General features: G+C 63.2%; 23 protein-coding genes and 1 pseudogene. 8 read left to right on the top strand and 16 right to left on the bottom strand.

Translation table 11 applies throughout. The features are described from left to right. Nucleotides 1–75 precede the first annotated feature (75 nt). The 5 genes from TX80_RS06560 to serS form a co-directional block, all read right to left on the bottom strand. Complete coding sequence (locus TX80_RS06560) at nucleotides 76–1746, bottom strand: HEAT repeat domain-containing protein (RefSeq protein ID WP_049922337.1); 1671 nt, start codon at nucleotides 1744–1746, stop codon at nucleotides 76–78. Then, nucleotides 1746–1877 carry a hypothetical protein gene (locus TX80_RS19940; protein ID WP_268258133.1) on the bottom strand — a complete coding sequence of 44 codons (132 nt, stop codon included), beginning with the start codon at nucleotides 1875–1877 and terminating at the stop codon, nucleotides 1746–1748. The genes TX80_RS06560 and TX80_RS19940 overlap by 1 nt, the downstream gene beginning before the upstream one ends. Nucleotides 1878–1886: 9 nt before the next feature. Then, a complete protein-coding gene (locus TX80_RS06565) occupies nucleotides 1887–2861 on the bottom strand; it encodes a hypothetical protein (protein WP_049922338.1) in 975 nt (324 codons plus the stop codon). A 6-nt stretch (nucleotides 2862–2867) separates the two neighbouring features. Further along, nucleotides 2868–5123 carry a tetratricopeptide repeat protein gene (locus tag TX80_RS06570; protein ID WP_049922339.1) on the bottom strand — a complete coding sequence of 752 codons (2256 nt, stop codon included), beginning with the start codon at nucleotides 5121–5123 and terminating at the stop codon, nucleotides 2868–2870. 370 nt (nucleotides 5124–5493) lie between these two features. Next, complete coding sequence (serS, locus tag TX80_RS06575; RefSeq protein ID WP_049922340.1) at nucleotides 5494–6873, bottom strand: serine--tRNA ligase; 1380 nt, start codon at nucleotides 6871–6873, stop codon at nucleotides 5494–5496. 115 nt (nucleotides 6874–6988) lie between these two features. Here serS and TX80_RS06580 point away from each other — a divergent pair, with 115 nt between their 5' ends. Then, nucleotides 6989–8197 carry a potassium channel family protein gene (locus tag TX80_RS06580; RefSeq protein ID WP_049922341.1) on the top strand — a complete coding sequence of 403 codons (1209 nt, stop codon included), beginning with the start codon at nucleotides 6989–6991 and terminating at the stop codon, nucleotides 8195–8197. Between the two features lie 13 nt (nucleotides 8198–8210). Here the strand turns inward: TX80_RS06580 and TX80_RS19345 are convergent, their stop codons facing one another. The 5 genes from TX80_RS19345 to TX80_RS06600 form a co-directional block, all read right to left on the bottom strand. Next, nucleotides 8211–8351 (bottom strand): hypothetical protein, encoded by a 141-nt coding sequence (locus TX80_RS19345; RefSeq protein WP_195893048.1) that lies wholly within the window; start codon nucleotides 8349–8351, stop codon nucleotides 8211–8213. 179 nt (nucleotides 8352–8530) lie between these two features. Next, a complete protein-coding gene (locus tag TX80_RS06585; RefSeq protein ID WP_049922342.1) occupies nucleotides 8531–9109 on the bottom strand; it encodes a magnesium transporter in 579 nt (192 codons plus the stop codon). Continuing rightward, nucleotides 9109–9678 (bottom strand): magnesium transporter, encoded by a 570-nt coding sequence (locus TX80_RS06590; RefSeq protein WP_049922343.1) that lies wholly within the window; start codon nucleotides 9676–9678, stop codon nucleotides 9109–9111. Before TX80_RS06590 ends, TX80_RS06585 begins: the two co-directional genes overlap by 1 nt. Nucleotides 9679–9822: 144 nt before the next feature. Next, the gene (locus TX80_RS06595; RefSeq protein WP_049923173.1) at nucleotides 9823–10209 is read right to left on the bottom strand and encodes a fluoride efflux transporter FluC; all 387 of its coding nucleotides are present in this window, start codon (nucleotides 10207–10209) and stop codon (nucleotides 9823–9825) included. A 50-nt stretch (nucleotides 10210–10259) separates the two neighbouring features. Continuing rightward, the gene (locus TX80_RS06600; protein ID WP_049922344.1) at nucleotides 10260–10673 is read right to left on the bottom strand and encodes a fluoride efflux transporter FluC; all 414 of its coding nucleotides are present in this window, start codon (nucleotides 10671–10673) and stop codon (nucleotides 10260–10262) included. Between the two features lie 252 nt (nucleotides 10674–10925). Between TX80_RS06600 and TX80_RS06605 the strand changes: the two genes are divergently transcribed. Next, on the top strand, nucleotides 10926–11834 hold the full coding sequence (locus TX80_RS06605) for a cation diffusion facilitator family transporter (protein ID WP_049922345.1): 909 nt from the start codon (nucleotides 10926–10928) through the stop codon (nucleotides 11832–11834). A 215-nt stretch (nucleotides 11835–12049) separates the two neighbouring features. Here the strand turns inward: TX80_RS06605 and TX80_RS06610 are convergent. Next, nucleotides 12050–13084 (bottom strand): annotated as a pseudogene (locus tag TX80_RS06610) (ATP-binding protein); the annotation flags it as partial. A gap of 174 nt (nucleotides 13085–13258) precedes the next feature. Here TX80_RS06610 and TX80_RS06615 point away from each other — a divergent pair. The 3 genes from TX80_RS06615 to TX80_RS06625 all read left to right on the top strand — a co-directional run bounded on the left by TX80_RS06615 (nucleotide 13259) and on the right by TX80_RS06625 (nucleotide 18504). Beyond that, nucleotides 13259–14179, top strand: coding sequence for an MBL fold metallo-hydrolase (locus tag TX80_RS06615; RefSeq protein WP_049922346.1), 921 nt, complete (start codon nucleotides 13259–13261; stop codon nucleotides 14177–14179). Between the two features lie 135 nt (nucleotides 14180–14314). Next, on the top strand, nucleotides 14315–16306 hold the full coding sequence (locus TX80_RS06620; RefSeq protein ID WP_049922347.1) for an AMP-dependent synthetase/ligase: 1992 nt from the start codon (nucleotides 14315–14317) through the stop codon (nucleotides 16304–16306). Between the two features lie 302 nt (nucleotides 16307–16608). Next, a complete protein-coding gene (locus tag TX80_RS06625) occupies nucleotides 16609–18504 on the top strand; it encodes a cation:proton antiporter domain-containing protein (protein ID WP_049922348.1) in 1896 nt (631 codons plus the stop codon). 16 nt (nucleotides 18505–18520) lie between these two features. Here the strand turns inward: TX80_RS06625 and TX80_RS06630 are convergent, their stop codons facing one another. Both TX80_RS06630 and TX80_RS06635 read right to left on the bottom strand, forming a co-directional pair. Beyond that, nucleotides 18521–19120 (bottom strand): magnesium transporter, encoded by a 600-nt coding sequence (locus tag TX80_RS06630; RefSeq protein ID WP_049922349.1) that lies wholly within the window; start codon nucleotides 19118–19120, stop codon nucleotides 18521–18523. Beyond that, on the bottom strand, nucleotides 19117–19689 hold the full coding sequence (locus TX80_RS06635; RefSeq protein ID WP_049922350.1) for a magnesium transporter: 573 nt from the start codon (nucleotides 19687–19689) through the stop codon (nucleotides 19117–19119). The genes TX80_RS06630 and TX80_RS06635 overlap by 4 nt, the downstream gene beginning before the upstream one ends. Nucleotides 19690–19807: 118 nt before the next feature. Here TX80_RS06635 and TX80_RS06640 point away from each other — a divergent pair, with 118 nt between their 5' ends. Next, nucleotides 19808–20080 carry a hypothetical protein gene (locus TX80_RS06640; protein WP_049923174.1) on the top strand — a complete coding sequence of 91 codons (273 nt, stop codon included), beginning with the start codon at nucleotides 19808–19810 and terminating at the stop codon, nucleotides 20078–20080. Nucleotides 20081–20096: 16 nt separating this feature from the next. Here the strand turns inward: TX80_RS06640 and TX80_RS06645 are convergent, their stop codons facing one another. Further along, nucleotides 20097–20666: a DUF2391 family protein gene (locus tag TX80_RS06645; protein ID WP_049923175.1), complete on the bottom strand. Its 570-nt coding sequence runs from the start codon at nucleotides 20664–20666 to the stop codon at nucleotides 20097–20099. 116 nt (nucleotides 20667–20782) lie between these two features. Between TX80_RS06645 and TX80_RS06650 the strand changes: the two genes are divergently transcribed. Next, nucleotides 20783–22468, top strand: a complete 1686-nt coding sequence (locus TX80_RS06650; protein WP_049922351.1) for an aldehyde ferredoxin oxidoreductase family protein — start codon at nucleotides 20783–20785, stop codon at nucleotides 22466–22468. Between the two features lie 102 nt (nucleotides 22469–22570). Here TX80_RS06650 and TX80_RS06655 read toward each other — a convergent pair whose 3' ends face one another. Further along, nucleotides 22571–22894: a hypothetical protein gene (locus TX80_RS06655; RefSeq protein WP_049922352.1), complete on the bottom strand. Its 324-nt coding sequence runs from the start codon at nucleotides 22892–22894 to the stop codon at nucleotides 22571–22573. Between the two features lie 293 nt (nucleotides 22895–23187). Here TX80_RS06655 and TX80_RS06660 point away from each other — a divergent pair, with 293 nt between their 5' ends. Next, nucleotides 23188–23514 (top strand): hypothetical protein, encoded by a 327-nt coding sequence (locus tag TX80_RS06660; RefSeq protein WP_049922353.1) that lies wholly within the window; start codon nucleotides 23188–23190, stop codon nucleotides 23512–23514. Between the two features lie 111 nt (nucleotides 23515–23625). Here TX80_RS06660 and TX80_RS06665 read toward each other — a convergent pair whose 3' ends face one another. Then, nucleotides 23626–24762, bottom strand: coding sequence for a thiolase family protein (locus tag TX80_RS06665; protein WP_049922354.1), 1137 nt, complete (start codon nucleotides 24760–24762; stop codon nucleotides 23626–23628). Nucleotides 24763–25284 lie beyond the last annotated feature (522 nt).

Raw genomic sequence — 25284 nt, forward strand, 5'->3', positions numbered from 1 at the left:
CGGGGTGTACCGCCCGCGAGAGCGATCGGTCCCGAACCTGGTGACCGAGTGCCGACGAATCGTTCGTGGAGACCGTTACGGCTCGGAACGGTCCCGATCGACCGATTCGATAGCGGTTTCTGTGACCGCTTCGAGGGTTTGACAGGGTAGCGGTGGCTGTCTGAGTGCGTCCCGTTCACCGAGTATCGCGAGCACTTCGGCGTAATCCCGTCGAAGTGGGGGTGCATCGAGGCACAACCCTTCCTCGATGGTTTCGACGTATGGGTGGAGCAGCGACGGAGCGGTACGGGCGATCCGTTTCAGACAGTCCCCTGCAACACCGGCGTTTTGCTCGGTTTCGTGCGCAGTAGCAACGGTTTGGATCAGTTTTTCGGTTCGTTCCGACACCGGATCGACGTAGCCCGGAGTAACGTCGGCCAGCAATCCGCGACACAGCCAGGGGGCGAGGCCGTGATCACCGAGACCGTCCTCGGGCCATTTCGTTTCGCCGCGGACATCGAGTGCTTCGGCGACCACCGCCGGTGCTCGTAACGCGATGTGTGCCAGCTCGCGCCCCAGAATGTCTGTATCTGACGTAGGTTCGTCGATCGCGTCGACGAGCGTCTCGGCAACCGACTCGACTGCATCGGGTCGTTCGGTGGCTAAGTTGCCGAGTGCGCCGGCGTGGTCGTCGAGGGCCTCTCGCCGGCTGATCGGATCGGTTTCTAGCCGTGTCACGAGTGTCGGAACGATGTCGACGACCGCGGATGGATCGTCATCGGCGACCAAGTAGACGGCGTAGGCTCCAATCTGTGCCAGATCGCTGCCGGCTTCCTCGTCGACCAGTTCGAGTGCCGATGCCGGATCGATATACTCTACCGCGCCGGGGTACGCACTGGTCCAGACGACAGCGAATCCGGCGAGTAGCCGCATCTCGTCGTCTTCGGTCTCGTCCGCCGCAATCTCGAGAAGCGTTGGGATCGCGGTCGTGAGCGACTCCTGGCTGAACAGCGAGACATTGTACGCGGTTTCGACCGCACTCGAGCGTACCTCCGGGACGGGTGAGTCAAGCGCGGCAACGATCTCCTCGACGGCGTCGCGAACTGCGTCGGGTTCACGGGTTGCGATCTCGCCGAGCGTCTCGAGGGCCGCTGCCCGTACTTCGTCGTCGGGTGAGGACGACGCTTCGGTCAATCGGTCGACGTACTCGCCGCCGTCGGTCCCGGTGTTCGACGTAACGGCGTGTCTAAGTGTCCGGATGGCTGGGACCTGAACCGACGGATACGCGTCGATGATCGCCGTCGCGACGTCCTCGTTGACGTGCCTGAACCCGAATGGGTTCTCCTTGACGCTGTAGGAGAGACTCACCATCGCCGGCCCTCGAATCGATGGGTTCTGTTCCGGGCCGATAATACCGGTATATTCCGTGACGTCGCCCGTCGCGCTTCCGGCTATTTCACAGTACGAGGCATCTAGCTCCAGATATTCGGACACCAAAAACCTATTTTCGGTCTCAGAGACGGCTTCCAAGACGTCTTCTAGGCGTTGCTCAACGGCATTCGGTGTGTGGTCGACGAGTTGGTTAAGACACCGTATCGCCCCGTACACTTCACTCAGATCGTCACTTGCCAGTCCCGAATCGATCTTCGGCAACTGGTCCGTATCCATCGGGTTTCGTTTGAGCGCCGCAAGCGCATCCGCGATGTCGCTGTCTGCCGGCACTTCCGGTGGTTGCGCTTCCGCCTCGAGGAGCCACTCTGCGACCATCAGTGTTCCTCCGTGGTCATCGATAGATCGGTTGCGATCCAGGTCAGGGTTGTTCGCTGTCGCGGCATCGTGAGCAGTCTGTTCGTCATCCCGTGATTCTGTGCTGTCGTCCGTGTCCGTTGGTCGGTCATTATCGTCGATCACTCCCGTGTTATCTCTCGTGGACTCCAGGTCGATATCTCGGCGTCCGGATCGTGGTACGACTCGTATACGTCAAGCGTTCGGTACCGCTGTGTGTACTCGTGGATACCGGGACCACGCACCTTGACCTCCTCTCGTGGCGGCTCAAGTCCCATTCCAAGGTACGTATCCCGTGCACGACAGAGGAAGTGATAGGCCAGAAACTCCTGGAACTCGCGTCTGGTTCCGGGATCGAACGGCGGGAGTTCGATTCGCGCAGTGGGTGGTTCATTGATCGGAGCCCCGGCTGGCGGTTCGATGACGGTTCCGTCGGGTTTGACGACGACTGGCCGGATAGTCGACCGAGCGTGAAAACTGAGTAGATCGAGCGGCTCACTCCCTTCTGTCGCCGCAGTCTTTCCGATGTTCTTGATGTATTCAATTCCGACGTTTAACTGATTGCCGCTGAAGAGTGCGTTCAGCGACCCTTCCACCATACCGAGATCCACCGACTCGAGGTACGAATTGTACGCTTGCATCGAGAAGTCCTCCGACGGGCCCATCCAGAGATCGACCCGATAGAAGACGAAATCGTCCTCGTCGACGGTTCTTGGAAGCGGTGTGATCGGTGTGATCTCGTCGCTCGTGTGACTCGCAAACTGGAGTGCGATGTCTCGAAACAGTTCGTCGAACCGTTCACGCGAGAGGTGATCGATCAACTGATAGCTCGTCAAGAGCAGATCCGGATGTTCGACGAGCGGTAGTGCCAGCAGTTCCCCCTCTTCGTTGGCCAGCGTGTACCTGGCGAACCGACGTGCTTGCCTGACGAGTTCGTTTTCCGCAGGCGTTCGATCAGCCGGATCGCTCGGGTAGGCGCTGGTCTCGTGGGCGTAAATCGTGCCGTCGCCCTCGAGTGTAATCGTATGCTTCCGGTCTCGATTGTCAAGTACAACGATGTCCGCCTGTCTTCCGGTTGCTGTAATGGTAGCTTCCATCTCCGTTCACCCCTCGAGTGTTGTGTCCGGATCCGTCGTTTCCGGTGTCGCCAGTTCGAGTCCGGGTTCCGCCGCGTAGGCGTCTCTGACGAGTCGTGCCTCCTCGATGAACGACTGACGGATGTGGTTGTGCAACTGTTCGGAACGTAATTCGTCGTCGGTCCAGCCACGCTCGTATCCCGGCATCTCGGCCGTCGGATCGTGGATGTCGGGGAGTTCGTCGTTCTGATCGTACAGGGAGGTCATCGAGTACCGGCCGGGTCCGAGAAGACGGACCGCTTCCGGCGGCTCCTGTCCGTAGCTGATATACCGATCGCGAACCTGGCGGGTCAGTTGCTCGACGAGAACGTCCTGTGCATATTCCGGATCGAACAGGGGCCGCGGTTCCATCGTGATACGTGCAAGGCCGTCGGCCGCGTCCGGCTTGTCAGCCTCGACGACGACTTCGCGATCGCCGTCCTCGATGACCGCGATCTGGATGTCCGAAACCGCTTCGAGATCCCCGTCTTCGATCCCGATCCATAGTTCGTACCGGATGTCTGCCTCGTCGATGTCGACCGATGTCGGATCGAGTGGTCGCTCGACGGGGTCGATAAACGGCGTGCCGTCGGCGAAGTGGCTCCCGTGTTGATCGATGTACGTCCCGAACTCGGTCTCGAATTCGTTCGTAGAGAGCGATTCGACTACCGACTTGGCCCGCTCGACGTTTCGGATCCGGTGGTGTGGTTCCATGACGTCCACGACTTCCAGATCGATCCAGTGGTACGCGAACCCGCGGACTCGTCCGCCGAGTACCTGCTGAAGTGGCGACATGTCGTTCCAGTTGTCCGGAATATCGCCCGTTCCAGTGTGTGTTTTGACGATGCCGTCCGACGCCGTTTCGACCGTCACGCGGTGTTCGAGGCCGAAGCAGTCGTCGACGGTCACCGTCACTGCGTCGTCGTCGTGTTCTTCGACGGTTACCTCGTAGGCATCTTCGTCGAACCCCCATTCCCCGCGAGTGAGAGCGACCCGAATCCGGAGTTCGGCTGCGAGCCGTCGGTCTGCTGACTCCTCTGCGACGTTCCGGAACGTCTCGAGGATCGCTTGTGCCTCGTCGACGTTCCCGGCCTCGAGCGCTGCTTCGATTCGCGCATCGACTGCCTCACCGAACGGTGATGCAACCGCATCGGGTTCGTCGGCCACTATTTCACGGAGGCGCTCGAACCGATCACGTGCACGTTCGTGTTCGTCTCGGCCGGTGCGTACCTCGACGATCGTCGCCAGCGCGCGTGCGAACGGTTTGGTGGTCCCGCTATCGGCTTCATGGTTTTCGTAGAGCGTTTCAAGTCGCTCGAGCAGTTCGGTGGCAGTCTCGAACTGTCCGTCGTCGGCGTAGTAGGTCGTTGCACGCCGCAACGCGTTCGCATAGTACCTCGGAACGCCGTTGGAATCGGCGTACTCCTCGTAGAACGATTCGATCCGATCGAGTTGTCGGTCCGCTTCCCGTGGCTGATCGGCATCGAACCGGACGTAGACCGCGTTTCGATAGTGGTGTGCGAGGCGATTGGGGAGATCGGAGTGATCGTGTTCGTCGACGAGTTCCTCGACCTTCTCGATCTCCCGTTCGACGGTCTCGAACGCGTCGTTGTGACAGTCGATCCAGACCTTCGGATGCTTCCCTTCGACCAGCCAGTAAGCCATCTCGTCGGTCGGATACTGCTGGTAGAGCCCGTCGATTCGGTTTGCTTTTCGCCGGACATCGTCGTAATCCCCGCTATCGTAACTGGCTCGAGCAGCCCAACACAGGGCTGCGGCGAGTCGCGTGAAGAGTTCCTCGCCGGGGAACTCCCGCGATACGTTGTCGACGAACTGGAGGTTCGAGTGAGTCGTTCCCGGATCCCCCGTCTCGAGTTGCTGCTGATACTTCGCTTCGGCCACCAACCCGTCCGACAGATGTTTGGCAGTCGCTTCCGTTCGAAACTCGTTGTGGACCTGTCGAAGGGAGTCTACTCGGTCAGCGATAGCGTCGAGTGCTCCGTTTTCTCCATGAATCGTTACTAACTCGGCGAGTGACCGTCCGTATGCCTCGGCAGTTCCCTCGGTTTCGGTCTCAGCGTGAAGGCTCTCGAGGCGTTCGACCCATGACGCTCGCTGCTCGTCTTCGTCTATCTCGGCGATCGCGTCGGCAAGTGCCGCCGCGAGCGTCTCGGTGTCCTCCGCTGTCTCGAGTCGATCGAGGGTCGCTCGAATCGTTTCGATGTCGGCCCCCTCCCCTATCATAATACGATCATATATGGTATCTCTATAGTATTTGTAATCAATCGACTAGCAGTTCTTGATCGGACCCGGAGATGGTTTCTACTCCCGAAGCTCCGATATACTATATCCTGACGTAGTATTAGTTAAATACTATGAATGTATCCGAGTAGATCATTTCCGGGAGTCGGATTCAGCGTTGCGCTCCCGATATCCTCCTCGACAGCCGAATGGCGGTTATGACGCCATCTCTGTCGTCATATTGCGAGCGTAGCTTCCGCAGCTAGGTAGTGAGTCTCGAAAAGTCGTCGGCGACCGTCGTTCAGTAGCCCGAACGAAACGGTTCGATCTCCAAACCGGTGCGAAACTGGAAGTGCGGGTACGGACTGTACGACTACTCCCGTTCGCCGGCACCGAGCGCAGCTTCGCCGACCTTCTCGTGACCCTCGATGACTTCCTGTCCGTTCATGTACGGCCGCAGGGCCTCGGGAATCGTGACGGTGCCGTCCTCGTTCTGGTAGTACTCGAGGATCGCGACCATCACCCGCGGGATCGCCAGCCCGGAGGCGTTCAGGGTATGCAGGTATTCGGCCGACTCGTGGCGCTCGGGCCGGTACCGCAGGCCGGCGCGTCGAGCCTGAAAGTCCTCGAAGTTCGAGGCCGTCGAGACCTCGAGCCAGCGGCCGCCCTGTTCGGGGCCGTCGTCCATGTCGTCGGCGGGGGCCCACACCTCGAGGTCGATCTGCTTTGCGGCCTTGAACCCGAGATCGCCGGTACAGAGTTCGAGCACGCGGTATGGGAGCTCCAGTCGGCGGAGGACTTCCTCGGCTTCCCCGAGCAGTTCCTCGAGGCGGTCGTAGCTGTTCTCGGGTTCGACGAAGTTGACGAGTTCGACCTTGTTGAACTGGTGGACGCGGACGATTCCTCGAGTTTCGGTGCCGTGTTCGCCGGCCTCCCGGCGGAAGTTGGGCGTGTAGGCCTGGTGTTTCAGCGGGAGATCGTCCTGCAAGAGGATGTCATCCGCGTACATGTTGGTGACCGGCACCTCGGCGGTGGGACAGAGCCAGAGGTCGTCGTCGTCGTAGGCCTCGTCGTTGCTGTCGCCGATGCGGTAGGCGTCGTCGGCGAACTTCGGGAGCTGTCCGGTCCCGCGCATCGACGCGCTGTTGATCGGGACCGGCGGGAAGAGATCGACGTAACCCTGCTCGCGGTGGACGTCGAGCATGAACTGGATCAGGGCGTGCTCGAGGCGGGCTCCGTCGCCCTTGAGGAAGTAGAAGCCGGAGCCGGTGGTCTTCGCGCCGCGTGCCTCGTCGATGATGTCCAGCTCCTCGCCGAGTTCGTAGTGTGGGGTGACCTCCGCCGGCCCCTCCCGGAGGTCGTCGAAGCCCCAGCGCCGGTCCTCGACGTTGTGGCGCTCGTCGACCCCCGGCGGGACGCTCTCGTGGGGGATCTGTGGGATCTCGAGCATGTGCTCCTCGAGTTCGTCCTGTAGCTCCGCGGCCTCGGCTTCGACAGCTTCGATCTCCGCTTTGAGTTCCTTGGACTGCTCGATGGCCTCGTCTTTCTCGTCCTGTTTGCCCTCGGCGACCAGTTCGCCGATTCTCTCGGTGATACGGTTGCGTTCGTGACGGAGCTCGTCGCCGCGGGCTTTCAGCTCCCGCCACCGTTCGTCGATCTCGAGCACCGCATCGAGGTCGACGTCGGCCCCGCGGTTCTCGAGGGCGTCGCGGACCTCGTCGGGGTTCTCGCGCAAGTACGTCCGGTCGATCATTGCCCGTGGGTTCTCCATGCCGGTCCAAAACCGTGTCGGAAAGCGGCGTCACGCGAGGTGGCCGTCGCAGCCATCGCGGGAAACGCTTTTTCCGTGGGGTCCCGTCTTTCGGAGTATGGACCCGCTCGAGGGGGAAGCGTCGTCGGTATCGGTCGAGTACGAGCCCGTCAGCGTCAAGGACGTGCTCGTCGAGATGAAAGACACCGCGGAGTTGCTCATCGACCTCTCGTACTCGGCGGTCCTTCACCGCAACGCGGATCTCGCACAGGAGGTCATCCGCCTCGAAGAGCGGATGAACGTCCTCGAGCTCCGCGCGCGGATGAGCCTCATGATGGCCGTCCGTAAGCCGGCTGACGCGGAGGAACTCGCCCCGGTGATGGGGATCGTCTCCGCCGCCGACGAGATCAGCGATGCGGCCGGCGACATCGCGAAGATCGTTCTCGAGGAGATGGGGCTTCCGGAGGCTATGCGGGCAGCGCTGCCGGAGGCCGCGGAGACGCTGGTTCGCGGCGTCGTCGATCCCGCCTCCGAGTACGCCGATCGCACCCTCGCGGATATCGACCTCGAGTCCGAGACGGGCGTGCGCGTGATCGCGCTCCGTCGGGGTGACGAGTGGTTGCTCAATCCCGGCCCGACCACGACCGTCGCAAGCGACGATGTCGCGCTCCTCCGTGGGCCGGACCCGGCGATCGGCGAGGTCTGTGAGACGTTGACCGGCGAGAAATACGAGACGCCGACCGTCGACGATCCCGGTATCGAGGACCTCGAACGGGCGGTCGACACGATCGTCCACATGAAGAACCTCTCGGAGCTTGCGGTCGATCTGGCCTACAGCAGCGTACTGTTCGACAGCGCGAAACTGGCAGAGGAGGTCCGCAACCTCGAGGTCGAGGTCGACGCCATGCAGTCGCGGTTCGAGGCCTGGACGCTCCGGGCGGCCGCCGACGCGGAGGATCCCGTGGTCCTTCGCGGGCTGATCCGGCTGGGAAGCAGCACGGAGGTGATAAGCGACGCGGCGATCGACATCAGCGAGGGCGTCCTCCGGGACATCGACGTCCACCCGGTCGTCCAGCTGGCAGTACAGGAAAGCGACGAGATCATCACCCGGGTCGCGGTCGAGCCGGGAAGCGAACTCGACGGCACCGCGATCACGGCCGGCGTTCCCGAGGTCGAGTCGACGATGTCGGTCATCGCCATCCGCCGGCCCGACGAGGGGTGGCTGCTCGTCGCCGACGGCGACGCCGAGTTACAGGGCGGGGACGTTCTCATCTCGAAGGGGACCCGGACGTCCGCGGCGGCGTTCGAGGAACTGGCCCAGGCTTGACCCCGACCGCAACTCAACCGGCGTACTCGAGCAGGAGGGAGACGAGTTCGAGGTAGACGAACGCGCCGAGGACGGCGATACCGAGCGCGATGGTGACCGGAACGAGCGCCCGGACGACCATCCGAACCCGTCTCGACCGTTGGAGTTCGATCATCGCTCTCCCTGCTTTTTGCGCGTTGCGTTCGTCGAGGGGTGGGTGGGCGGTCGCGTTCGTGGCATGTTTTCGACGCCTACGCCATTATCCTTGAATGTCAGTCAGACGGTCGACGGACGGAGAGCCGACGCTTCCGTGTCGCTCGCGTCCCGCGGTGGCCGTCCCTGGTCCGCTCGGAGTCAAACCCCCAGAACGAGCGCCGAAACGCCGATGAAGATGAGCATTCCGAAGACGTCGACGACGTTCGTGACGATCGGGATCGTCGTATCGTCGGGGTCGATACCCAGTCGATACGAGGTATAGGTCGCCCCGAAGCTGAAGACGATCGCGATCACAGTAACCGACATCCCGCTGACGAGCGAGATGACAAGCAGCGTCGACATCGGCAGCGACGAATCGACGACCCGTCCGAGCAGCCACGTCCCGACGGCCAGTGCGGTAAAGATCGTCGCCGCCAGCGCCAGTATCGCGATGACGTTCGCCCATAGCTCCCGGTCGCGCGGGTCGATCTCCGTCGTCCCCAGGTGAAACCGTGTCGAGAGCCGCGAACTCAGGATCGACCCGAGGTTTCCACCCATGTCGACCATCGTCGGCACCATCACCGCTAACAGTGCGTACTCTTCGAGCATCGCTTCGGCGCTCTCGAGTGTGATTCCGGCCCAGAGTACGATACTCGAGAGGACAACGAGCAGCGGAAACATGCTGGCGACGATCCGTTTCCAGTTCCACGTGCCAAGCGATCCCCGCTGGGTATCCATTAGCCGATCACCTCGATGAGGTCGATCGCGAACAGCAGAAACAGCATGCCGAAGATATCACCGAGCGTCGTCACGATCGGCCCGACGAGGTTGTCGGGATCGTAGCCGTAGGTGTACCCGGTAAAGATCAGCGCCAGCAGGCCGAAGATCAGCACGATCGACGTCAATACGCCGGCGATGACCATGATCCCGACGAGTTCCGACAGGGCCGCGACCTCCCATCCAAGCGTTACGAGCGTCAGCCAGGTGATGACGCCGATGACGAGGGAGATCCCGATGCCGTTGATGGCCGACGCCAACACGGCGTTGACGAGGCGCTCGTCCCACTCGAAGCGCGGCTCGAGCAACCCCTGATGGAGTCCGCTCGAGATGCGTCCGCCGAGTGCCCCGTAGACGTTCCCCCGGGTCGCGAGAAACACCGGCACCATCACCAGGAGACCGGGAAACCGGTCGACGCTCTCGAGCAGTCCCTCGAGAACCAGCCCGGCGAAGAGTCCGCCCCCGAGTGCGACGAACAGGATCGGGAGCGTCTCCCGATAGATCGACCAGACGTCGCCGCGAACGCTCATATCAGTTGATCGTTCAGTTCGATGTTAAACGTACCGGGACCGACGCGGACGCGAACCCGCCCGTAGCGCCCGGTGGCGACCGGGTACCCTGAAACGACCGGCGAGAACGACCTGCCGGATGTGATTGATACCTGAAACGGTCGACTAGCTGATCGCGACGACGACCCAAGCGATACCGATCGCCGAAAGCGAGAGCGCGAGGGTCCCCGCTGCGTACGCGACGGCCAGTAGTCGGTCGCCGCGTTCGTATCGGCGGATCGTCTCGACCGAAAACGACGAGAAGGTGGTAACCGAGCCACAGATCCCGACGCCCACAAGTTGCATCGTCGACCCGCCGACGCCGGCGAACACCGCGAGTCCGAGGGCGAAACTCCCGACGACGTTTACGGCCAGCGTCGGCCACGGGACCCGCTCGCTCGAGAACCGCGTGGAGACCCAGTGGCGAAAGAGGGCACCGATCGCGCCGCCGGTGCCGACGACGTGGGCGGGTTCGGGATCGACGGTAATTCCGGCCACGGCCGCGCCGAGCAGGGCAGCGCACGTTCGGAGGAGTTCCTCCCCCGCAGGGGAGACCGAGAGGGTCACGCCGTCTCACCCCCGGCGGGAGAGACGGGACCGTCGCGAACCCGTCGTGCGAGGGTCCGTCCCGCGAGGACGCCGGCGAACCCGAGTCCGTAGTTCCCGGCGACGAGAGCGACGAGCGTGACGGGGTCGGCCGCCAGTGCTGTCTGGACCGCGAAGGTACTGTAGGTCGTCACCGACGAGAGAAAGCCAGTGGTAAAGACGACCCGCGACGTGGTACCGACGAGTCCCGTGTACTCCGCCTCGTAGACGAGAAATCCGAGGACGAGGCTTCCGGCGGCGTTGACGAGGACGACAGCCGGTATCTCGGGCAGCATCCCGGAGACGAAAAACCGGAGATTCGAGCCGGCGAAACCGCCGATAGCGATCAGTGCGAGCGTCTCGAGTCGAACGAGGGAGTGGTCGGCTGCCATGGCTGAGTGTCGATCAGGGACCGTCAGCCGCCCCCGGAGCGAAAAGCTTCCCGGTTCGGTCGACGAGGGATCGGCGGTTGGGTCGGGCGGGCCCCATCGCCCGGTTGCAGCGTGGTTGCCACAGGAACGCAATGAGCGTTCCGGAACGCGCGTGGTTCGAGCGCCGATACCGCCTGTGTCTCCCCGTGACCGTCGTGACCGACCACCGCCGGAAGGAAAAGATCCAAGTTTAGACTCGCTCTAAACCAAACCATGACGGACGGGGAGGGTGGCGGCCGGCACGAGTTCCTGCGGGCGTCGTGGGTGAACGTCCTCGGAAACGTCGGTAAGATCGTCGCCGAAGGCGGTGTGGGGTATCTCTTCGGCAGCGTCGCCCTACTCGCGGACGCGGCACACTCGCTTGCGGATCTGGTCGCAAGCGTCGTCGTGCTGGTCTGGGGACGAAGCGCGTTCGACGAACCCGATGCGACACACCCACACGGACACGATCGCATCGAGCCGTTGACGGCGCTTTTCGTCGGCGCGGTCATCTCCCTTCTCGGCCTCAACCTGCTCTATCAGTCCGTCGACGGACTCGTTACCGGCACCGATATCGATTTCAGCATCCTGTTGCTGGCGGCGCTCGGGTTTGCGATCGTCGACATGTATCTGGTCTATCGCTACACCGTCCGCATCAACGAGCGACTCCAGTCGACCGCGCTCACGGCGCTCGCAAAGGACTGTCTCAACGATATCTACACTTCCGTGGCCGCGATCGTCGGGATCCTCGGCGTCCTCGCGGGGTATCCGGTACTCGACCCCCTCGCGGGCGGGCTCGTCAGCCTGCTTGTCGTCTATCAGGGCATCGAGATCGGGCGGGAAAACGTCGACTACCTCATCGGTGCCGCGCCCGGTCGTGAGAAACGCTCCGAGATCAACGCGGCCCTGCGGAGCCATCCCGACGTGCAGGGCGTTCACGACCTGACCGTGTTCTACGACGGTCCCGTCCTCGAGGTCGAGGTCCACGTCGAAGTCGACGGGGACATGGCGTTCCGGAAGGCCCACGACGTCGAGTCGGAGCTCGTCGACCGCCTCCGGAGCCTCGACGACGTCGGGGACGCACACGTCCACCTCGATCCGTCCGGAATCGGCGAGTGGAAGGAACGCTCGGATGGGTCGTGATCGAACGGACGGACGACAGCCGACGCGATCGATCCGCCGTTCCGGCGGTGGGGACGGAACTCGAGTAGCGACCGCGTTTCGAGAGCGGGCGTCTCGGTGGTCGCTTCGTCCGTGGTGTCTTTCACCGGTCCGGGATCACGCGTGGATGGACGCACAAGCATCACGGTGAACGTCGTTCCGTCCGGCCCCGTCTCCGCGAGGTCCACTGACCCGCCGTATCGAGTCGCCAGTATCCGGGCGAGATAGAGCCCCAGCCCGTGGTTCGATGACTTCCGTTCGAACAGCGTTTCTCTGGTCGATTCGGCGATCCCCGGTCCGTTGTCCGCGATTTTGACCGTGACGGTTTCGGGGGCCGTCTCGACGGTCACTGTCACCCGAGGCGTCGCGTTGTCGTTGTGCTCGACGGCGTTCTCGAGCAGGTTCGAAAAGAGCAGCTCGAGGCCCTCGTTCCCGACGACGGTGACGCCGTCCGGGATCGTCGTGTCGACATCGACCTCGTCGAACCGGGCCCTGAGTGCGGACACCTCCCCGCGTAACAGCTCCGAGAGGTCGACGACGCCGGTCGCATCGTGATTCTTGTTCGCGTTTAACATCGCTCGCACGTCGTCGATCACGTCCGAGAGGTCGTTGCTCCGGTGTTTGATCTTCTCGAGGTGGGCCCGGGTTTGCTCGTCGGAGCAGTCGTTCAACAGCAACGTTGCGTTCCCCTCGATGACCTGCGCGGCGTTTAACACCTCGTGTCGCAGGAGATCGTTCAGGTAGGTCAGCAATTCCCGTTCCGCCTCGAGTTGTTCGGCGCGGACGGTCGCGGCCGTCGCCTCGACCTCGCGCTGGATCGCGCGTGCCTCGACGTAGCCGACGGCGAATCCACCGACCGCGCCGACGTTGATCGAGAAGTGCGCCCAGGAGACGGTTCCCGAGAGTTCGTACCAGGGAAAGAGGATCATCGCCGGGAGGTTGATCGCCAGAAACCCGAGTCCCCCGCCGAAACACCACGCGGCGATCCGGACGTACCGCTCGGCGGGAACACCGCTTCGCTCGAGTCGGACGCCGGCCACGGTCAGGCCGATCGCAGGGGCCCCGACGAGGCCGATACCCAACACTAGAGCCGCCACGTCGGATCGCGTCAACAGTACGGCGGCCCACACGAGAAAGAGCACGAACGAGAGCACACCGAATCCGCTTACCAGCCACGGAATACACGCCTTGCCGGTGCCCCCGGACAGCCGGTCAGCCAGCACGCCGGTCACCCCGTGAGTCGGTATCGGCTCCCGTCTGTCTCATCTACCGTAGTCAAGCGAGCATCGGATAAAGGTTTTATTGGCCAGTTCGACGGTCCCCAGCGTTTCGGCGCGTTCCCGTGGCTCGCTCGAGCGGCCGATTTCGACACCAGCTTTTAACCCCTCCGACGACGCGCTACCGGTATGGAAGTCGGAGACGTCCGCGAGGTCACGACCGGCGACTGTTCGGACCTCTACTACCTCGATACCGGCATGTACGACACCGACGAGTACGGAGCCGTCTACGTTCTCGACGACGACCGGCCCGCCGTCGTCGAAACCGGGATCGGAACGAACTACGAGCTGATCCTCGATGCCCTCGAGACGGTCGGGATCGAGCGCGAGGAGCTGGCCGTGATCGCGGTGACCCACATCCACCTCGATCACGCCGGCGGAGCCGGGTTTCTGGCACGCGAGTGTCCGAACGCCGAGGTCTACGTTTCCGACGCCGGTGCGAGCCTGCTTGCCGATCCCGCGAAACTGGTCGCGGGGACGAAAAACGCCGTCGGCGACCAGTGGGAGTTCTACGCCGACCCCGAACCCATCCCCGAGGACCGACTCGTCGGAATCGAAGGCGGCGACGTCATCGACCTCGGAACGCACGAACTGCGCGTCCACGAGGCACCCGGCCACGCGTTCCACCAGGTCGTCTTCGAGGATCCGGCGAACGACGCGGTCTTTACCGGCGACGCCGCCGGCATCTGGGTGCCCGAACGCGAGGCGATTCGGGAGACCTCCCCGCCCTCTGACTTCGACCTCGAGGAGTGTCTCGCGGACCTCGAGACCCTCGCGGCGATCGATCCGGACGTCCTCCTGTATACGCACTTCGGGCCGCGCGCGATCGGGGACGACGTCGACGACGTCCTCGAGGAGTACGGAACCGTCCTCGAGGCGTGGGTCGAGGCAGTCGAGGCGAAACGCGCCGAACTCGAGACCGACGAGGCGGTGATCGACCACTTCGCAGCCGAGACAGGGATGGTCGACGTCTGGGGCGAGCGAAAGGCCCGCGCCGAGACCGCGATGAACGTCCGTGGCGTACTGGGATATCTCGACGACCGGTCGTAGCCACGCTCCGGCGGGACAACGGGATCGGAACCCGAACCGACCTCCGTTTCGGCGGCCGCATTCGAAACGATAAACGTAGTGACCGATGGAACCAGTTTCATCACGTTTTATCGCGTGAGCGAGTAATTCACACATATGAACTGGCGGGACGCCGAACGAGAGTACGACGACGAGGTGATCGGGACGACGACGCTCGGGCGGTTGTTCGAGGACACGGCCGAACGGCACGCCAACCGACCGGCCCAGCGATACAAGGGAGGAGTCTACGACCGTGCGCTGACCGACTCGGTCCTGCCAGCGGCGACGCCCGGCGAGTTCCGTCCGATTTCCTACGCCGAACTGCGCGATATCGTCCGCAAACTCTCGGCCGGGTTCCGCGATCTCGGCGTCGAACGGGGCGACCGGATCGGCATCTTCGCCAACACACGCATGGAGTGGGCCCAGACGGACTTCGCTTTGCTCTGTGCGGGCGCAGTCGTCACGACCGTCTACACGAGTTCGTCGCCGGACCAGGTCCAGTACTTGCTCGACGATCCCGACGCGGACGGCGTCGTCGTCGAAAACGCGGCGCTTCTCGAGCGGGTCCTCGAGGTCGAAGACGATCTCGACCTCGAGTTCATCGTTTCGATGGACGACATCGACGGGTACGACGACCGCGACGACGTGCTGACGCTGGATGCGGTCTACGACCGCGGCGCGGAGGCGTTCGACCTCGAGACCTATCAGGAGTGGGTCGACGCTCCCGAGCTTGACGATCCGGCGAGTCTGATCTACACGAGCGGGACGACGGGCAAGCCGAAAGGCGTCCGGCTTACGCACGCGAACTTCCGCTCGAACGTCAACCAGATCCGCAAGCGCTACGGGCCGCGCCCGGACAAGGACGACGACGTTCCGGTCATCGACGAAACCGTCCAGACGGTGTCGTACCTGCCGCTTGCACACGTCTTCGAACGGACTGCCGGCCACTTCCTGCTGTTTGCAAGCGGCGGCTGTATCGCCTACGCGGAGAGTCCGGACACCTTACAGGAGGATTTCGCCATCGTCCAGCCGGATACGGCGACCAGCGTTCCCCGGGTGTACGAGAAGATCTACGACGCGATCCGCGAACAGGCAAGCGAGTCGCCGATCAAGAAGCGACTCTTCGAGTGGGCGACCGACGTCGGCCTCGAGTACCAGCAGGCCGACGCGCCCGGACCGGTGCTGTCGGCGAAACAGTCGCTCGCCGATACGCTGGTCTTCTCGACGGTCCGCGAGGCTCTCGGCGGCGAGATTGACCTCCTGATCAGCGGCGGTGGCAGCCTCTCGCCGGATCTCTGTCGGCTCTATCACGCGATGGGGCTGCCGATCTACGAGGGATACGGGCTGACCGAGACCTCGCCCGTGGTCACCGCTAACCCGCCCGAAGCGCCGAAGATCGGAACCATCGGGCCGGCCGTCCCCGACGTCGACATCGCGATCGACGAGTCGGTCGCCGATCAGGACGCCTTCGACGATCCCGGCGAGGTCGGCGAACTCCTCGTTCGGGGACCGAACGTCACCGACGGGTACTGGAACGACCCCGGCGCGACCGAACGTGCGTTTACCACGGACGTTCCGGACAGCGAGACCGGCGTGGACGCGACGGACCCGGGGTCCGGACAGTGGTTCCGTACCGGCGACATCGTCCATCGCCGTCCCGACGGCTACGTCGAGTTCCGCGACCGGGTGAAACAGATCATCGTCCTCTCGACGGGCAAGAACGTCGCGCCGGGACCGATCGAGGACAAGTTCGCGGCCAGCGAAGTCGTCGAGCAGGCGATGGTCACCGGCGACGGCGAGAAGTTCATCGGCGCGTTGCTGGTTCCGAACACGGATCACATCCGCGAGTGGGCCGCCGATGAGGGGATCGAGCTGCCGGACGATCCCGAGGCGATGTGTGACGACGAGCGCGTCCACGACTACATCCAGCAGGAGGTCGACCGCGTCAACGAACACTTCGAGAGCCACGAGACGATCAAGCGGTTCGAACTCGTTCCCCGTGAGTTCACCGAGGAAAACGACATGTTGACACCGACGATGAAGAAGAAACGCCGGGTCATCCTCGACGAGTTCGAGGACCGGGTCGAGCGGATCTACGAGGACGCCTGACCCGCTGTTCGTTCGATATCTCGGTACGGATACCACGTCCCTTCGGGCATGGAGGGCGCGTCACTCCCTTGTTCACCGTCGAGGACGGCAGTATCGAGCCACCGTCCTGTACCGCGAGTATCGGCACACGGTCTCGAGACACGGGGTAACGAGTCCGTGCGGTCCCGTTCGCTGTGGTTCCGATCGAGGGACCGGAACTGGCGTCTCGTAGGAGTTAACCAACTGGAGTAATTCGTTTTAATATGAATGGAAGACAGAGCAGCGTCGCAGCGCCGGTCGTCTACTGACCGATCCGCCGGAATATGACGGGTGCAGAGGCCAGCAGCGACCTCATCGTGTTGGTCGCTGCGATCGTGGGACTCGGTGTTCTCTCCCAACTCCTGTCGGCGCGGTTTCGAGTACCGAGCGTCCTCTTTCTCATCGCTGCTGGGATCGCCATCGGTCCGGAAGGGCTGGGCGTGTTGACCGTCGATTCCTTCGGCGGGAGCAGCGGTCTCTCGACGATCGTCGGACTGAGCGTCGCCATCATCGTCTTCGAGGGAGCGTTCCACCTCAAGATCGACAAGATCAGGGAGGCCCCGGCGGCCGTGTTACGGCTCGTGACGGTCGGTGCCGCGATCGCATTGCTGGGGACCGCCGGTGCTGTCCGTGTGTTCCTCGGTGCCGATTGGGACATCGCGTTACTGATCGGCGCGTTACTGGTCGCGACCGGCCCGACGGTCGTTACGCCGATCCTGAAGGTCGTTCCCGTCCGCGATCGGGTCGCAGCGACCCTCGAAACGGAGGGGATCGTCAACGACGTAACGGCGGCGATCCTCGCGGTCGTGTTGTTCAAGGCCATGACCGTCCGCGAACTGACTGCCGACATCTACCTCCAGTTGTTCGCCGAGCGGCTCGGAACCGGGCTGCTCGTCGGCGTCGTCGTCGCCGCGGTCGTCTGGGCGGTGCTTCAGTACGTCGACATCTCGCCCGACGACGCGCCGCGGAACGCGCGACTGCTCACGCTGGCGGGAGCGATCGTCGCCTTCGGCGCGGCAGATTACATCTTCTCCGAGGCTGGCGTTGCGGCCGCAGCGACGGCCGGACTCATCCTCGGTAACGCCAACCTTCCCTACGAGGAGGAGGTCGAGGCGTTCAAGGGCGATATTACCCTGCTCGTTCTTTCGTTCGTCTTCATCACGCTCGCGGCCCTTCTCGAGTTCGATCAGTTGTTCGCGCTCGGGCTCGGCGGTGTGGCCGTCGTCGCGGTCGTCATGTTCGTCTTGCGGCCGCTGCTGGTCTTTCTTTCGACCCGCGGCGAGCGGTTTACGTTCAGAGAGCGGTTGTTCGTGAGCTTCGTCGGCCCGCGAGGAATCATTCCGGCCTCGGTCGCGACGCTGTTCGCGATCCGGCTGCAGACGGAGGGGCCGGGGAACGAGCCGACGAACGTAGCTGGTGCGGACCTGCTCGTCGGAACGGTCTTTCTCGTAATCCTCGTGACAGTCATCCTCGAGGGAGGATTCGCCAGACAGATCGCGGAAAAACTCGACGTGATACCCATGCGTGTACTCATCATCGGCGGCGGCCGCGTCGGCCGCTCGCTGGCAGAACGGCTCGAAGCGCGCGGCGAAAACGTGGTCATCATCGAGGCGGACCAGACGGCCCTCGAACAGCTTCGCAACGAGGGGTTCACCGCCCGCGAGGGTGACGGAACCGATGTCGAGGTGTTACGCGAGGCGGGCGCGGAGAACGCCAAGACCGTCGTCGCGGCGACCGGCGACGACGACGCGAACTTGCTCGTGGCACAACTGGCGAAGTCGAATTTCGACGTCGAGAACGTGATCGCCCGGGCGAACGAACCTTCGAACGCGTCGGCGTTCGAGGACCTCGGCGTCGAGACGATCTCGGCGGCCGAATCGACCGCGTGGGCGATCGACAACGTGATCGAACGCCCCGCGCTCTCGAACTGGATGTCGGAACTCGGGCGGTCCGGTGACGTTCAGGAGATCGAAGTCACCGACGACGACCTCGTCGGTCGACAGATCGTCGATGTCGGCGGCGAACTCCCCAACGGCGTGCTCATCGCGCTCGTGAGCCGCAACGGGACGAGCGAAGTGCCGACGCCCGACGTCGAACTACAACGCGGCGATCACGTGACGCTCATCGGACGGACCGAGGCGGTCCGTGAAGCGATCGAACGCTGTGGCGAACCCGTCTGATCGATCGAAACGCCGCTCAGAGAACGACCGAGACCACGCCGAAGAGAATGAGCACGCCGGTGATGTCACAGACGTTCGTGACGACCGGGATCGTCGTATCGTCGGGATCGTAGCCGAGTCGATAGGAGAGATAGACCGAACTCGTACTGACGACGACGACCCAGACCGCGAGCAGCATGCCGCTAGCGATGGTGATCAGCAACAACGTGCCGAGTCCGAGCGTGCCACCCAGCAGCCGGCCGATGGCCCACGATGCGATTCCGAGCAGGACGAACACCGTCGCCGCAAGTCCCATGACTGCACCGACGTTAGCCCGGATGTTCGGATTTGTCGGCGAGAACTCGAGGGTCCCGAGGTGCAACTGCGTCGACAGCCGTGCGCACATGATCGAGCCCAGATTCCCCGCGGTGCCGATCATCACCGGTACGAGAACGAGCAGCGCCGGGTTCTCGAGCAACTGCTCTTCGAAGCTCTCGAGGACCGTCCCCGAGATCATCTGCAGGATCGACAGCGCGGCCAAAAGCGGTACGAGTGTCGTGACGATGTTCCAGACGGTCCAGTCCCCGACGCCGTCCTCGAGTTCCTCGCCGTGTAACACGTCGCTGCCGGCGCTCACAGAATCACCTCGGTGACGGCGATGCCGATCAGGAGGAACACGATCCCGAAGACGTCGCCGACGGTCGTGACGACCGGGCCGATGACGTTGTCGGGATCGAGCCCCCGACGGTACCCCTTGAATATCACGGTCAGCAACACGCCGAGCATCGCGACGGCGCTCAACAGTGCGGCGACGAACAGGATGATGACGAGTTCGACGAGGCTGCCCTCCCGTCCGAGCGCGAGCAACACGCCCCACGCGAGGACGGCGATGAACACCGAGACGATCATCCCGTTGAGAAACGAGGCGACGATGGCGTTCCGGAGGCGGCCGTTCCACTCGAACCGCGGCTCGATGAGTCCCTGGTGGAGGCCACTCGAGAGGCGCGCGCCGAGGGAGCCGTACACGCCGCCGCGGGTCGCGAGAAACGCCGGCAACAACAGGAGAACGCCGGGAACGCTCGCAATGCCCTCGCGCATGGTCTCGGTCCCGAGCAACGTACCGGCGAACAGTCCTGCCACGAGGCTGATGAGAATGACTGGCAACGCCTGTTTGTAGACGTCGATGGCGGAATCGTGGCCTAACATTTCATCTGTCCGAACGTGCGTCTCCGCTCCATTAAGTATTGACGTCCGCGTGGAACTCGTGGCCGAGTCCGTCCCGGCGCTCCACAAGAGATATATCGTCGTCCGAGCGTGCTCGGGTATGGTCCTTCCCCGCTGGACGTACGCCCGGACGACCGCTGACGCCCTCCATCTCGGGACGACGGTCAGGTATTACTACCGGACGGGCGACTCCCTTGCAACCGTCGTCGAACGGACCGAACGCTACGTGACGTTCGTCGGCGAGGAGTGCAACGGTCGGTTCACCCACGACCAGATCGACCGCCTGATCGAGGACGATCGTCTCGAGGTCGTCCTCGACGACGAGACGCACGCTTCGGCCGAGGACGTGCCGGAGCTGCAGCCGTCGGACTGACGAAGTCGCCCGCAGTTCAGTTCTCGCCGGGCAGGATGTCCCCCAGCGAGCCGCCGATCGCCATCGCGGTGAAGACGACCGACACCTGGCAGACGTTGCGCCACGGCTCGCCCCACGTCACTTGGCCCCACAGAGTCATCAGCCCCGCCGCCGTCACGAAGGCGATCGCGAGGACCCACACGGGTCGACGGGGGAGCACGCCGAAGTAGGGATCGGTGATCCTGACCTCCCGAAAGTCGGCGATATAGAGAATGCCGATGACCAACCCGACGGTGAGCGCGAGGTTCGCAAGGAAAAACCCCGGCCGTGCGGCGAGAAAATCGCCAATCGTGATGACGCCGTCCTCGACGAGCATCGGCAGGCCGACGACGACGCTGCCGACGAACGCTTCGGCGATGTCCTTGCGGGTAAACCGCGTGATCACCGTGTTGACCGCGCCGCTGTGCGTGAGCCGGTGGACGAGTCGGCGCGTTCGACGCACTTCCGATCGCTCGTCGGCCGTATCGACCGTCTCCTCCAGCGTCTCGAGCTGGTCGTACAGTTCGTCGATCGTCGCGTCGTCGGGGTCCGTGGCCGGCCGTGACATATCCGGTCTCTCGAACGACGACGGATAAAAGTCGTCGGACCACACCGACGGAGACGACCGGCTCTTTCGGGAGGAACCGGTATCGTTTTGCGGTCGCGGATGGCAGTTCATTACATATGAGACACGTACGGGGACCGCTGTGTACGATCGATGTCGGCGAGCGAACCGCCGAGACCGAGACGATCGACGACGTCCTCGAGTCGTCCCTCGGGGGCCGGGCGCTCGGAACGAGACTCGCCCACGATCGGATCCCGTTCGACGCCGATCCGCTGGGGCCGGAAAACCGGCTGTACTTCGCGACGGGACCGCTGCAACACTCCACGATGAGTTTTACCGGCCGGATGTCGGCGACCGGCGTTTCGCCGCTGACCGACGGGCTGTTGTCGTCGAACGCCGGCGGCTTCCTCTCGCGGAACTTCACCGGGACGGGGTACAGCGCCGTCGAGATCACCGGTGAGAGCGACGACCTCGTGATCGTCCACGTCACCGATTCGGGCGTCGAGTTCGAGGCCGTCCCTGCCCTCGCCGAAGCGACCGTCCCCGAGACCTGCGAGTACATCGCGGACGAACACGGTCTCGAGTCCGAACACACCGTCGTCGTCGGGCCGGCCGGCGAGAATCAGGTCCGCTTTGCGTCGATGATGACCTCCGAGGAACGGGCGTTCGGCCGTGGCGGTCTCGGGGCCGTGCTCGGCTCGAAAAACGTCAAGGCGATCACCTTCGACGGCGACTCCGCCCGCGAGGTCGAAATCCCGCCGCTCCAGATGGAGATCCACGGCGAGGCCGCACAGGCCGAGCATCCGATGAAGGAGTCCGGGACGACCTCGGTTACCGAGTACGCCAACATGGTCGAGGCGCTGCCGAGTTACTACTTCTCGGAGCTGTCGTTCGAGGGCGTCGACGGCATCAGCGGCGACCGCGTCGCCGAGAAGAAGTACAAGAAAGGGACCTGTTCGGCCTGTGCGTTTGCCTGCAAGCTCCCGACCAGAGACGAGGAAACCGGCCTCGAGACCGAGGGACCGGAGTACGAGACCGTGATGGCGTTCGGTTCGAACTCCGGCGTCGACGACATCGTCGACGTGATGAAATCGAACAAGCTGTGCGACGAACTCGGCCTCGATACCATCTCCGCGGGCGACGTCGTCGCGGCCTACCTCGCAAGCGAAGACGAGTTCGGCAACGTCGAGCTGATCCACGAGACCGTCGAGAAAATCGCCCACCGGGAGGGGATCGGCGACACGCTCGCGGAGGGCATCGACCGCATCCACGACGATCTCGGCGTCGAGAACTGGAGCGTCAAGGGCATGGAGTTCGCCGCCCACGACGGCCGCACGCTGAACGGGCAGGGGCTGGCCTTTGCCACCTCCAATCGCGGCGCTGATCACATGTACGCCGAGTTTTACCCCTACGAGTACCCGCTCGTCGACGCCGACGACGCCTTCGACAAGGAGGGACTCGACGGAAAGCCGCCGAAACTCGTCGAACTCGAGAACCTGAACGTCATCAAAGACAGCGCGGTCCTCTGTAAGTTCTCCCGGGATTTCGTGACCGAAGAACGCATCGAGACGCTATTGGGTGCTGACTACGAGCAACTGCTCGAGCTCGGCGGCGAGATCGTCTCGCTGGAACGGCACTTCAACAACCAGCGTGGCTTCGATCGCAGCGACGACGACCTTCCCTACGAGATTCCGGACTTCGAGCGGGGTCTCTCGGAGTACTACGACGAACGCGGCTGGAACGACGACGGGACGGTTCCCGAGGGACGACTCGAGGACGACAGCGGTGTTCCGGCCGACGACTGATCGGGTGGCTCGCGTCTTTCGCCGTCCGATTCCGGATGGCGACAGCGTTCCGGCTCCGTCACAACCCTCGGCGGTTGCTGACTGAACGCCTGCGAGCGAGGCTCAATCCGGGTGATCGGACTCGTTTTCCTCTTCCGTCGCGGGGCGGTCCTTGCCGCGGGACGGCAGCGGCGTGTCGTCGGCCCGCGAGGGATGAATGTTGAAGTTATTCCCCCTGTACGGATCCGTTTCCGGATCGTAGGACAGTTCGCTTCGTTCGAACAGGTAGATGAAAAAGCCGAACAGCGGGACACAGAAGGTGATCGCCGCCCACTTCGTCGCCGGCTCGAGGCCGATTCGCCCGGCGTCGTAGTAGGTCACTGCGGTGAGTCCGAGATGCCAGGCGAGCGGAATCCCCACGAGTATCGCCAGCAGTATCGTGCGCATACCGGGTCTAGGGGTCGAGGATACTAAACCGCCGGCCACGTCGCGGTGTCGGCCCGTCGACCACTGTCGGTTCGGCCGGGCCGTTCGAACGGGATCACGTCGGTAACCGACCCCTATCGGACTAGTAGCGACGAGCGGCCGAGCGGCCGGAGCCGGATCCCCGCCGTCGAGACGCGGTTTCGATACCTAGCGCCCGGGTACAGCCGCGAAACCCTGCCTTCGAACGGGAAACGATTTTCGCCGTTTATTGCTGGTCCGATTGACATGTCGGTGCCCAGCGTGGGCACATAACCATGAACGGTCGTCTCACACGGTGGTTCGAAGCGCATCGACGAACAGTGACGCTGGCCGTCCTCGCCGTCGCACTCCTCGGGATGAGCGTCGGGATCGGGGCGGCAGCGGACGCCGAGTCGAACGCAGAACAGACGGTGACGAACTCGAGCGATCAGACCGACGTCGACGTCTCCGAACAGCGACTCGTCGAATTCAGCGAAGACAGTATTGAAGCGACACCGACCGTCCCCGGCGTCTCCAATGGACTTCTCGACGGGATCACTGACGGCATCGCCACGGATATCGACGACATCGATGTCGCGGTTCCCGACGTTACCGTCGGCTGACCGAGCAGCGCCCCCGCTGCCCTTCGCTTGCTCGAGTGACGGTTCGAAACGCTGGCCCGAGGCGTTCCCGTGGAACTCGGTTTCGCGGTCCTTCTAACGGCCGGGAGCGGTCTAGTTGACCTCGAACTCGATCGCCGCTCCCTGTCCGAAGCCGACACACAGCGTCGCCAGTCCGCGACCGCCGCCGCGCTTTCGGAGTTCGTGGATCAGCGTCACCGGCAAGCGTGCGCCGGACGCGCCGAGCGGGTGGCCGATCGCGATCGCACCGCCGTTGACGTTGAAGATTTCGGGATCGATGCCGAGCTCGTCACGCGAGTAGAGCGACTGGCTGGCGAACGCCTCGTTGAGTTCGACCAGATCGTAGTCGTCGATCTCGCGGCCGTTTCGCTCGAGCAGGCCCCGCGTCGCGGGTACCGGCCCGATCCCCATGACTGTCGGGTCGACGCCGGCAACGTTGTTCATCCCGACTTCGGCCACGATCTCGAGGTCGTGTTCCTTGGCGAACGCCTCGCTCGTAACGAGCAAGGCGGCGGCCCCGTCGGAGATCTGGGAGGCGTTGCCGGGCGTGACGGTCCCGTCGGACTTGAAGACGGTCGGCAACTCGGCGAGTTTCTCCGCGGTCGTTCCGGGGCGGAGCCCCTCGTCCTCTTCGACGGTCCCGTCGTCGGTCTCGATCGGGACGATCTCGTCGTCGAAACGACCTTCCTCGGTAGCTTCGACGGCACGTTGCTGGCTTCGTGCGGCGTACTCGTCCTGTTCGTCGCGGCTGATGTCGTACTCTTCGGCGACCTTCTCGGCGGTCATTCCCATCTGTAGTTCGCCGATATTGTAGTGTTCGGCCAGCCGCGGGTGGACGTTCGACGTGTTTTCGCCCATCTGGACGCGGGTCATGCTCTCGACGCCGCCGGCGATGATCGCGTCGCGGTTGCCGGCGGCGATCGCGTCGGACGCAGAGATGACCGCCTGCATCGAGGAGGCACACCAGCGGTTGATCGTCGTCGCCGGGACGTTTTCGCCCAACTCGGAGAGTAAGGCGATGACGCGAGCCAGGTTGTTCCCCTGCTCGTCGCGTTGCTGGGCACAGCCCCACATCAGATCGTCGATCTCGTCGCCGGAGAGGCCGGTTTCTGCCAGAATCTCGTCGATAAGTGGAATGGAAAGATCCTCGCTGCGAAGATCGGCGTATACGCCGTCCTCTTTCCCCTGTGGCGTTCGGACAGCTTTCACCACGACTGGTGTCTGTGACATATACTACCGAACATTCCTCACGGACTTAAATCCGATTAGAACTCCGCGGGATACACTGACGGTTTACGGACGGTGGTCGTGCTTGCAATCACTGTCCGGAGTACGGACGTCGGATCGATCGCGTTCGAACTGCTTCGAGCACTCGAGCACGACATGACTATGGAAAATAGTATAAAAACACTCATGTTGTTCATAGCTATAGATATAGGTACGAATCCGAGAACTATTGGCGATAGTCTCCGTTTGTGACTTTGCTGGCTCACACCTGATTTCGGTCCCTGATCTGTGGCCGCGTTTTATGACGGGTTAACTGCCATCCAAGCGCAAATAATCCGGATCAGAGTAGTCGGTGTATCCGCTCCGTAATAGCTCTCCCGTCACTACAGCTGTGGCGAACACAGGTGGCGGTGTCTGCTTTCCATAATTGATGAAACGATTACTTGGTTTCTATCATATTAATTACTGGTACATAGGCTGGATCGCGAGGTCCCGAACAGGTCCGAGACGACGTGTTGTAAATCG

The sequence above is a fragment of the Halopiger djelfimassiliensis genome (assembly GCF_000455365.1).
Classification (GTDB): domain Archaea; phylum Halobacteriota; class Halobacteria; order Halobacteriales; family Natrialbaceae; genus Halopiger_B; species Halopiger_B djelfimassiliensis.

Bases quoted from the DNA above. Each gene is read 5' to 3' on its own strand.
- TX80_RS06560 (WP_049922337.1), bottom strand. From the start codon at position 1,746: ATGGTCGCAGAGTGGCTCCTCGAGGCGGAAGCGCAACCACCGGAAGTG.
- TX80_RS19940 (WP_268258133.1), bottom strand. From the start codon at position 1,877: ATGACCGACCAACGGACACGGACGACAGCACAGAATCACGGGATGACG.
- TX80_RS06565 (WP_049922338.1), bottom strand. From the start codon at position 2,861: ATGGAAGCTACCATTACAGCAACCGGAAGACAGGCGGACATCGTTGTA.
- TX80_RS06570 (WP_049922339.1), bottom strand. From the start codon at position 5,123: ATGATAGGGGAGGGGGCCGACATCGAAACGATTCGAGCGACCCTCGAT.
- serS (WP_049922340.1), bottom strand. From the start codon at position 6,873: ATGATCGACCGGACGTACTTGCGCGAGAACCCCGACGAGGTCCGCGAC.
- TX80_RS06580 (WP_049922341.1), top strand. From the start codon at position 6,989: ATGGACCCGCTCGAGGGGGAAGCGTCGTCGGTATCGGTCGAGTACGAG.
- TX80_RS19345 (WP_195893048.1), bottom strand. From the start codon at position 8,351: ATGATCGAACTCCAACGGTCGAGACGGGTTCGGATGGTCGTCCGGGCG.
- TX80_RS06585 (WP_049922342.1), bottom strand. From the start codon at position 9,109: ATGGATACCCAGCGGGGATCGCTTGGCACGTGGAACTGGAAACGGATC.
- TX80_RS06590 (WP_049922343.1), bottom strand. From the start codon at position 9,678: ATGAGCGTTCGCGGCGACGTCTGGTCGATCTATCGGGAGACGCTCCCG.
- TX80_RS06600 (WP_049922344.1), bottom strand. From the start codon at position 10,673: ATGGCAGCCGACCACTCCCTCGTTCGACTCGAGACGCTCGCACTGATC.
- TX80_RS06605 (WP_049922345.1), top strand. From the start codon at position 10,926: ATGACGGACGGGGAGGGTGGCGGCCGGCACGAGTTCCTGCGGGCGTCG.
- TX80_RS06615 (WP_049922346.1), top strand. From the start codon at position 13,259: ATGGAAGTCGGAGACGTCCGCGAGGTCACGACCGGCGACTGTTCGGAC.
- TX80_RS06620 (WP_049922347.1), top strand. From the start codon at position 14,315: ATGAACTGGCGGGACGCCGAACGAGAGTACGACGACGAGGTGATCGGG.
- TX80_RS06625 (WP_049922348.1), top strand. From the start codon at position 16,609: ATGACGGGTGCAGAGGCCAGCAGCGACCTCATCGTGTTGGTCGCTGCG.
- TX80_RS06635 (WP_049922350.1), bottom strand. From the start codon at position 19,689: ATGTTAGGCCACGATTCCGCCATCGACGTCTACAAACAGGCGTTGCCA.
- TX80_RS06640 (WP_049923174.1), top strand. From the start codon at position 19,808: ATGGTCCTTCCCCGCTGGACGTACGCCCGGACGACCGCTGACGCCCTC.
- TX80_RS06645 (WP_049923175.1), bottom strand. From the start codon at position 20,666: ATGTCACGGCCGGCCACGGACCCCGACGACGCGACGATCGACGAACTG.
- TX80_RS06650 (WP_049922351.1), top strand. From the start codon at position 20,783: ATGAGACACGTACGGGGACCGCTGTGTACGATCGATGTCGGCGAGCGA.
- TX80_RS06655 (WP_049922352.1), bottom strand. From the start codon at position 22,894: ATGCGCACGATACTGCTGGCGATACTCGTGGGGATTCCGCTCGCCTGG.
- TX80_RS06660 (WP_049922353.1), top strand. From the start codon at position 23,188: ATGAACGGTCGTCTCACACGGTGGTTCGAAGCGCATCGACGAACAGTG.
- TX80_RS06665 (WP_049922354.1), bottom strand. From the start codon at position 24,762: ATGTCACAGACACCAGTCGTGGTGAAAGCTGTCCGAACGCCACAGGGG.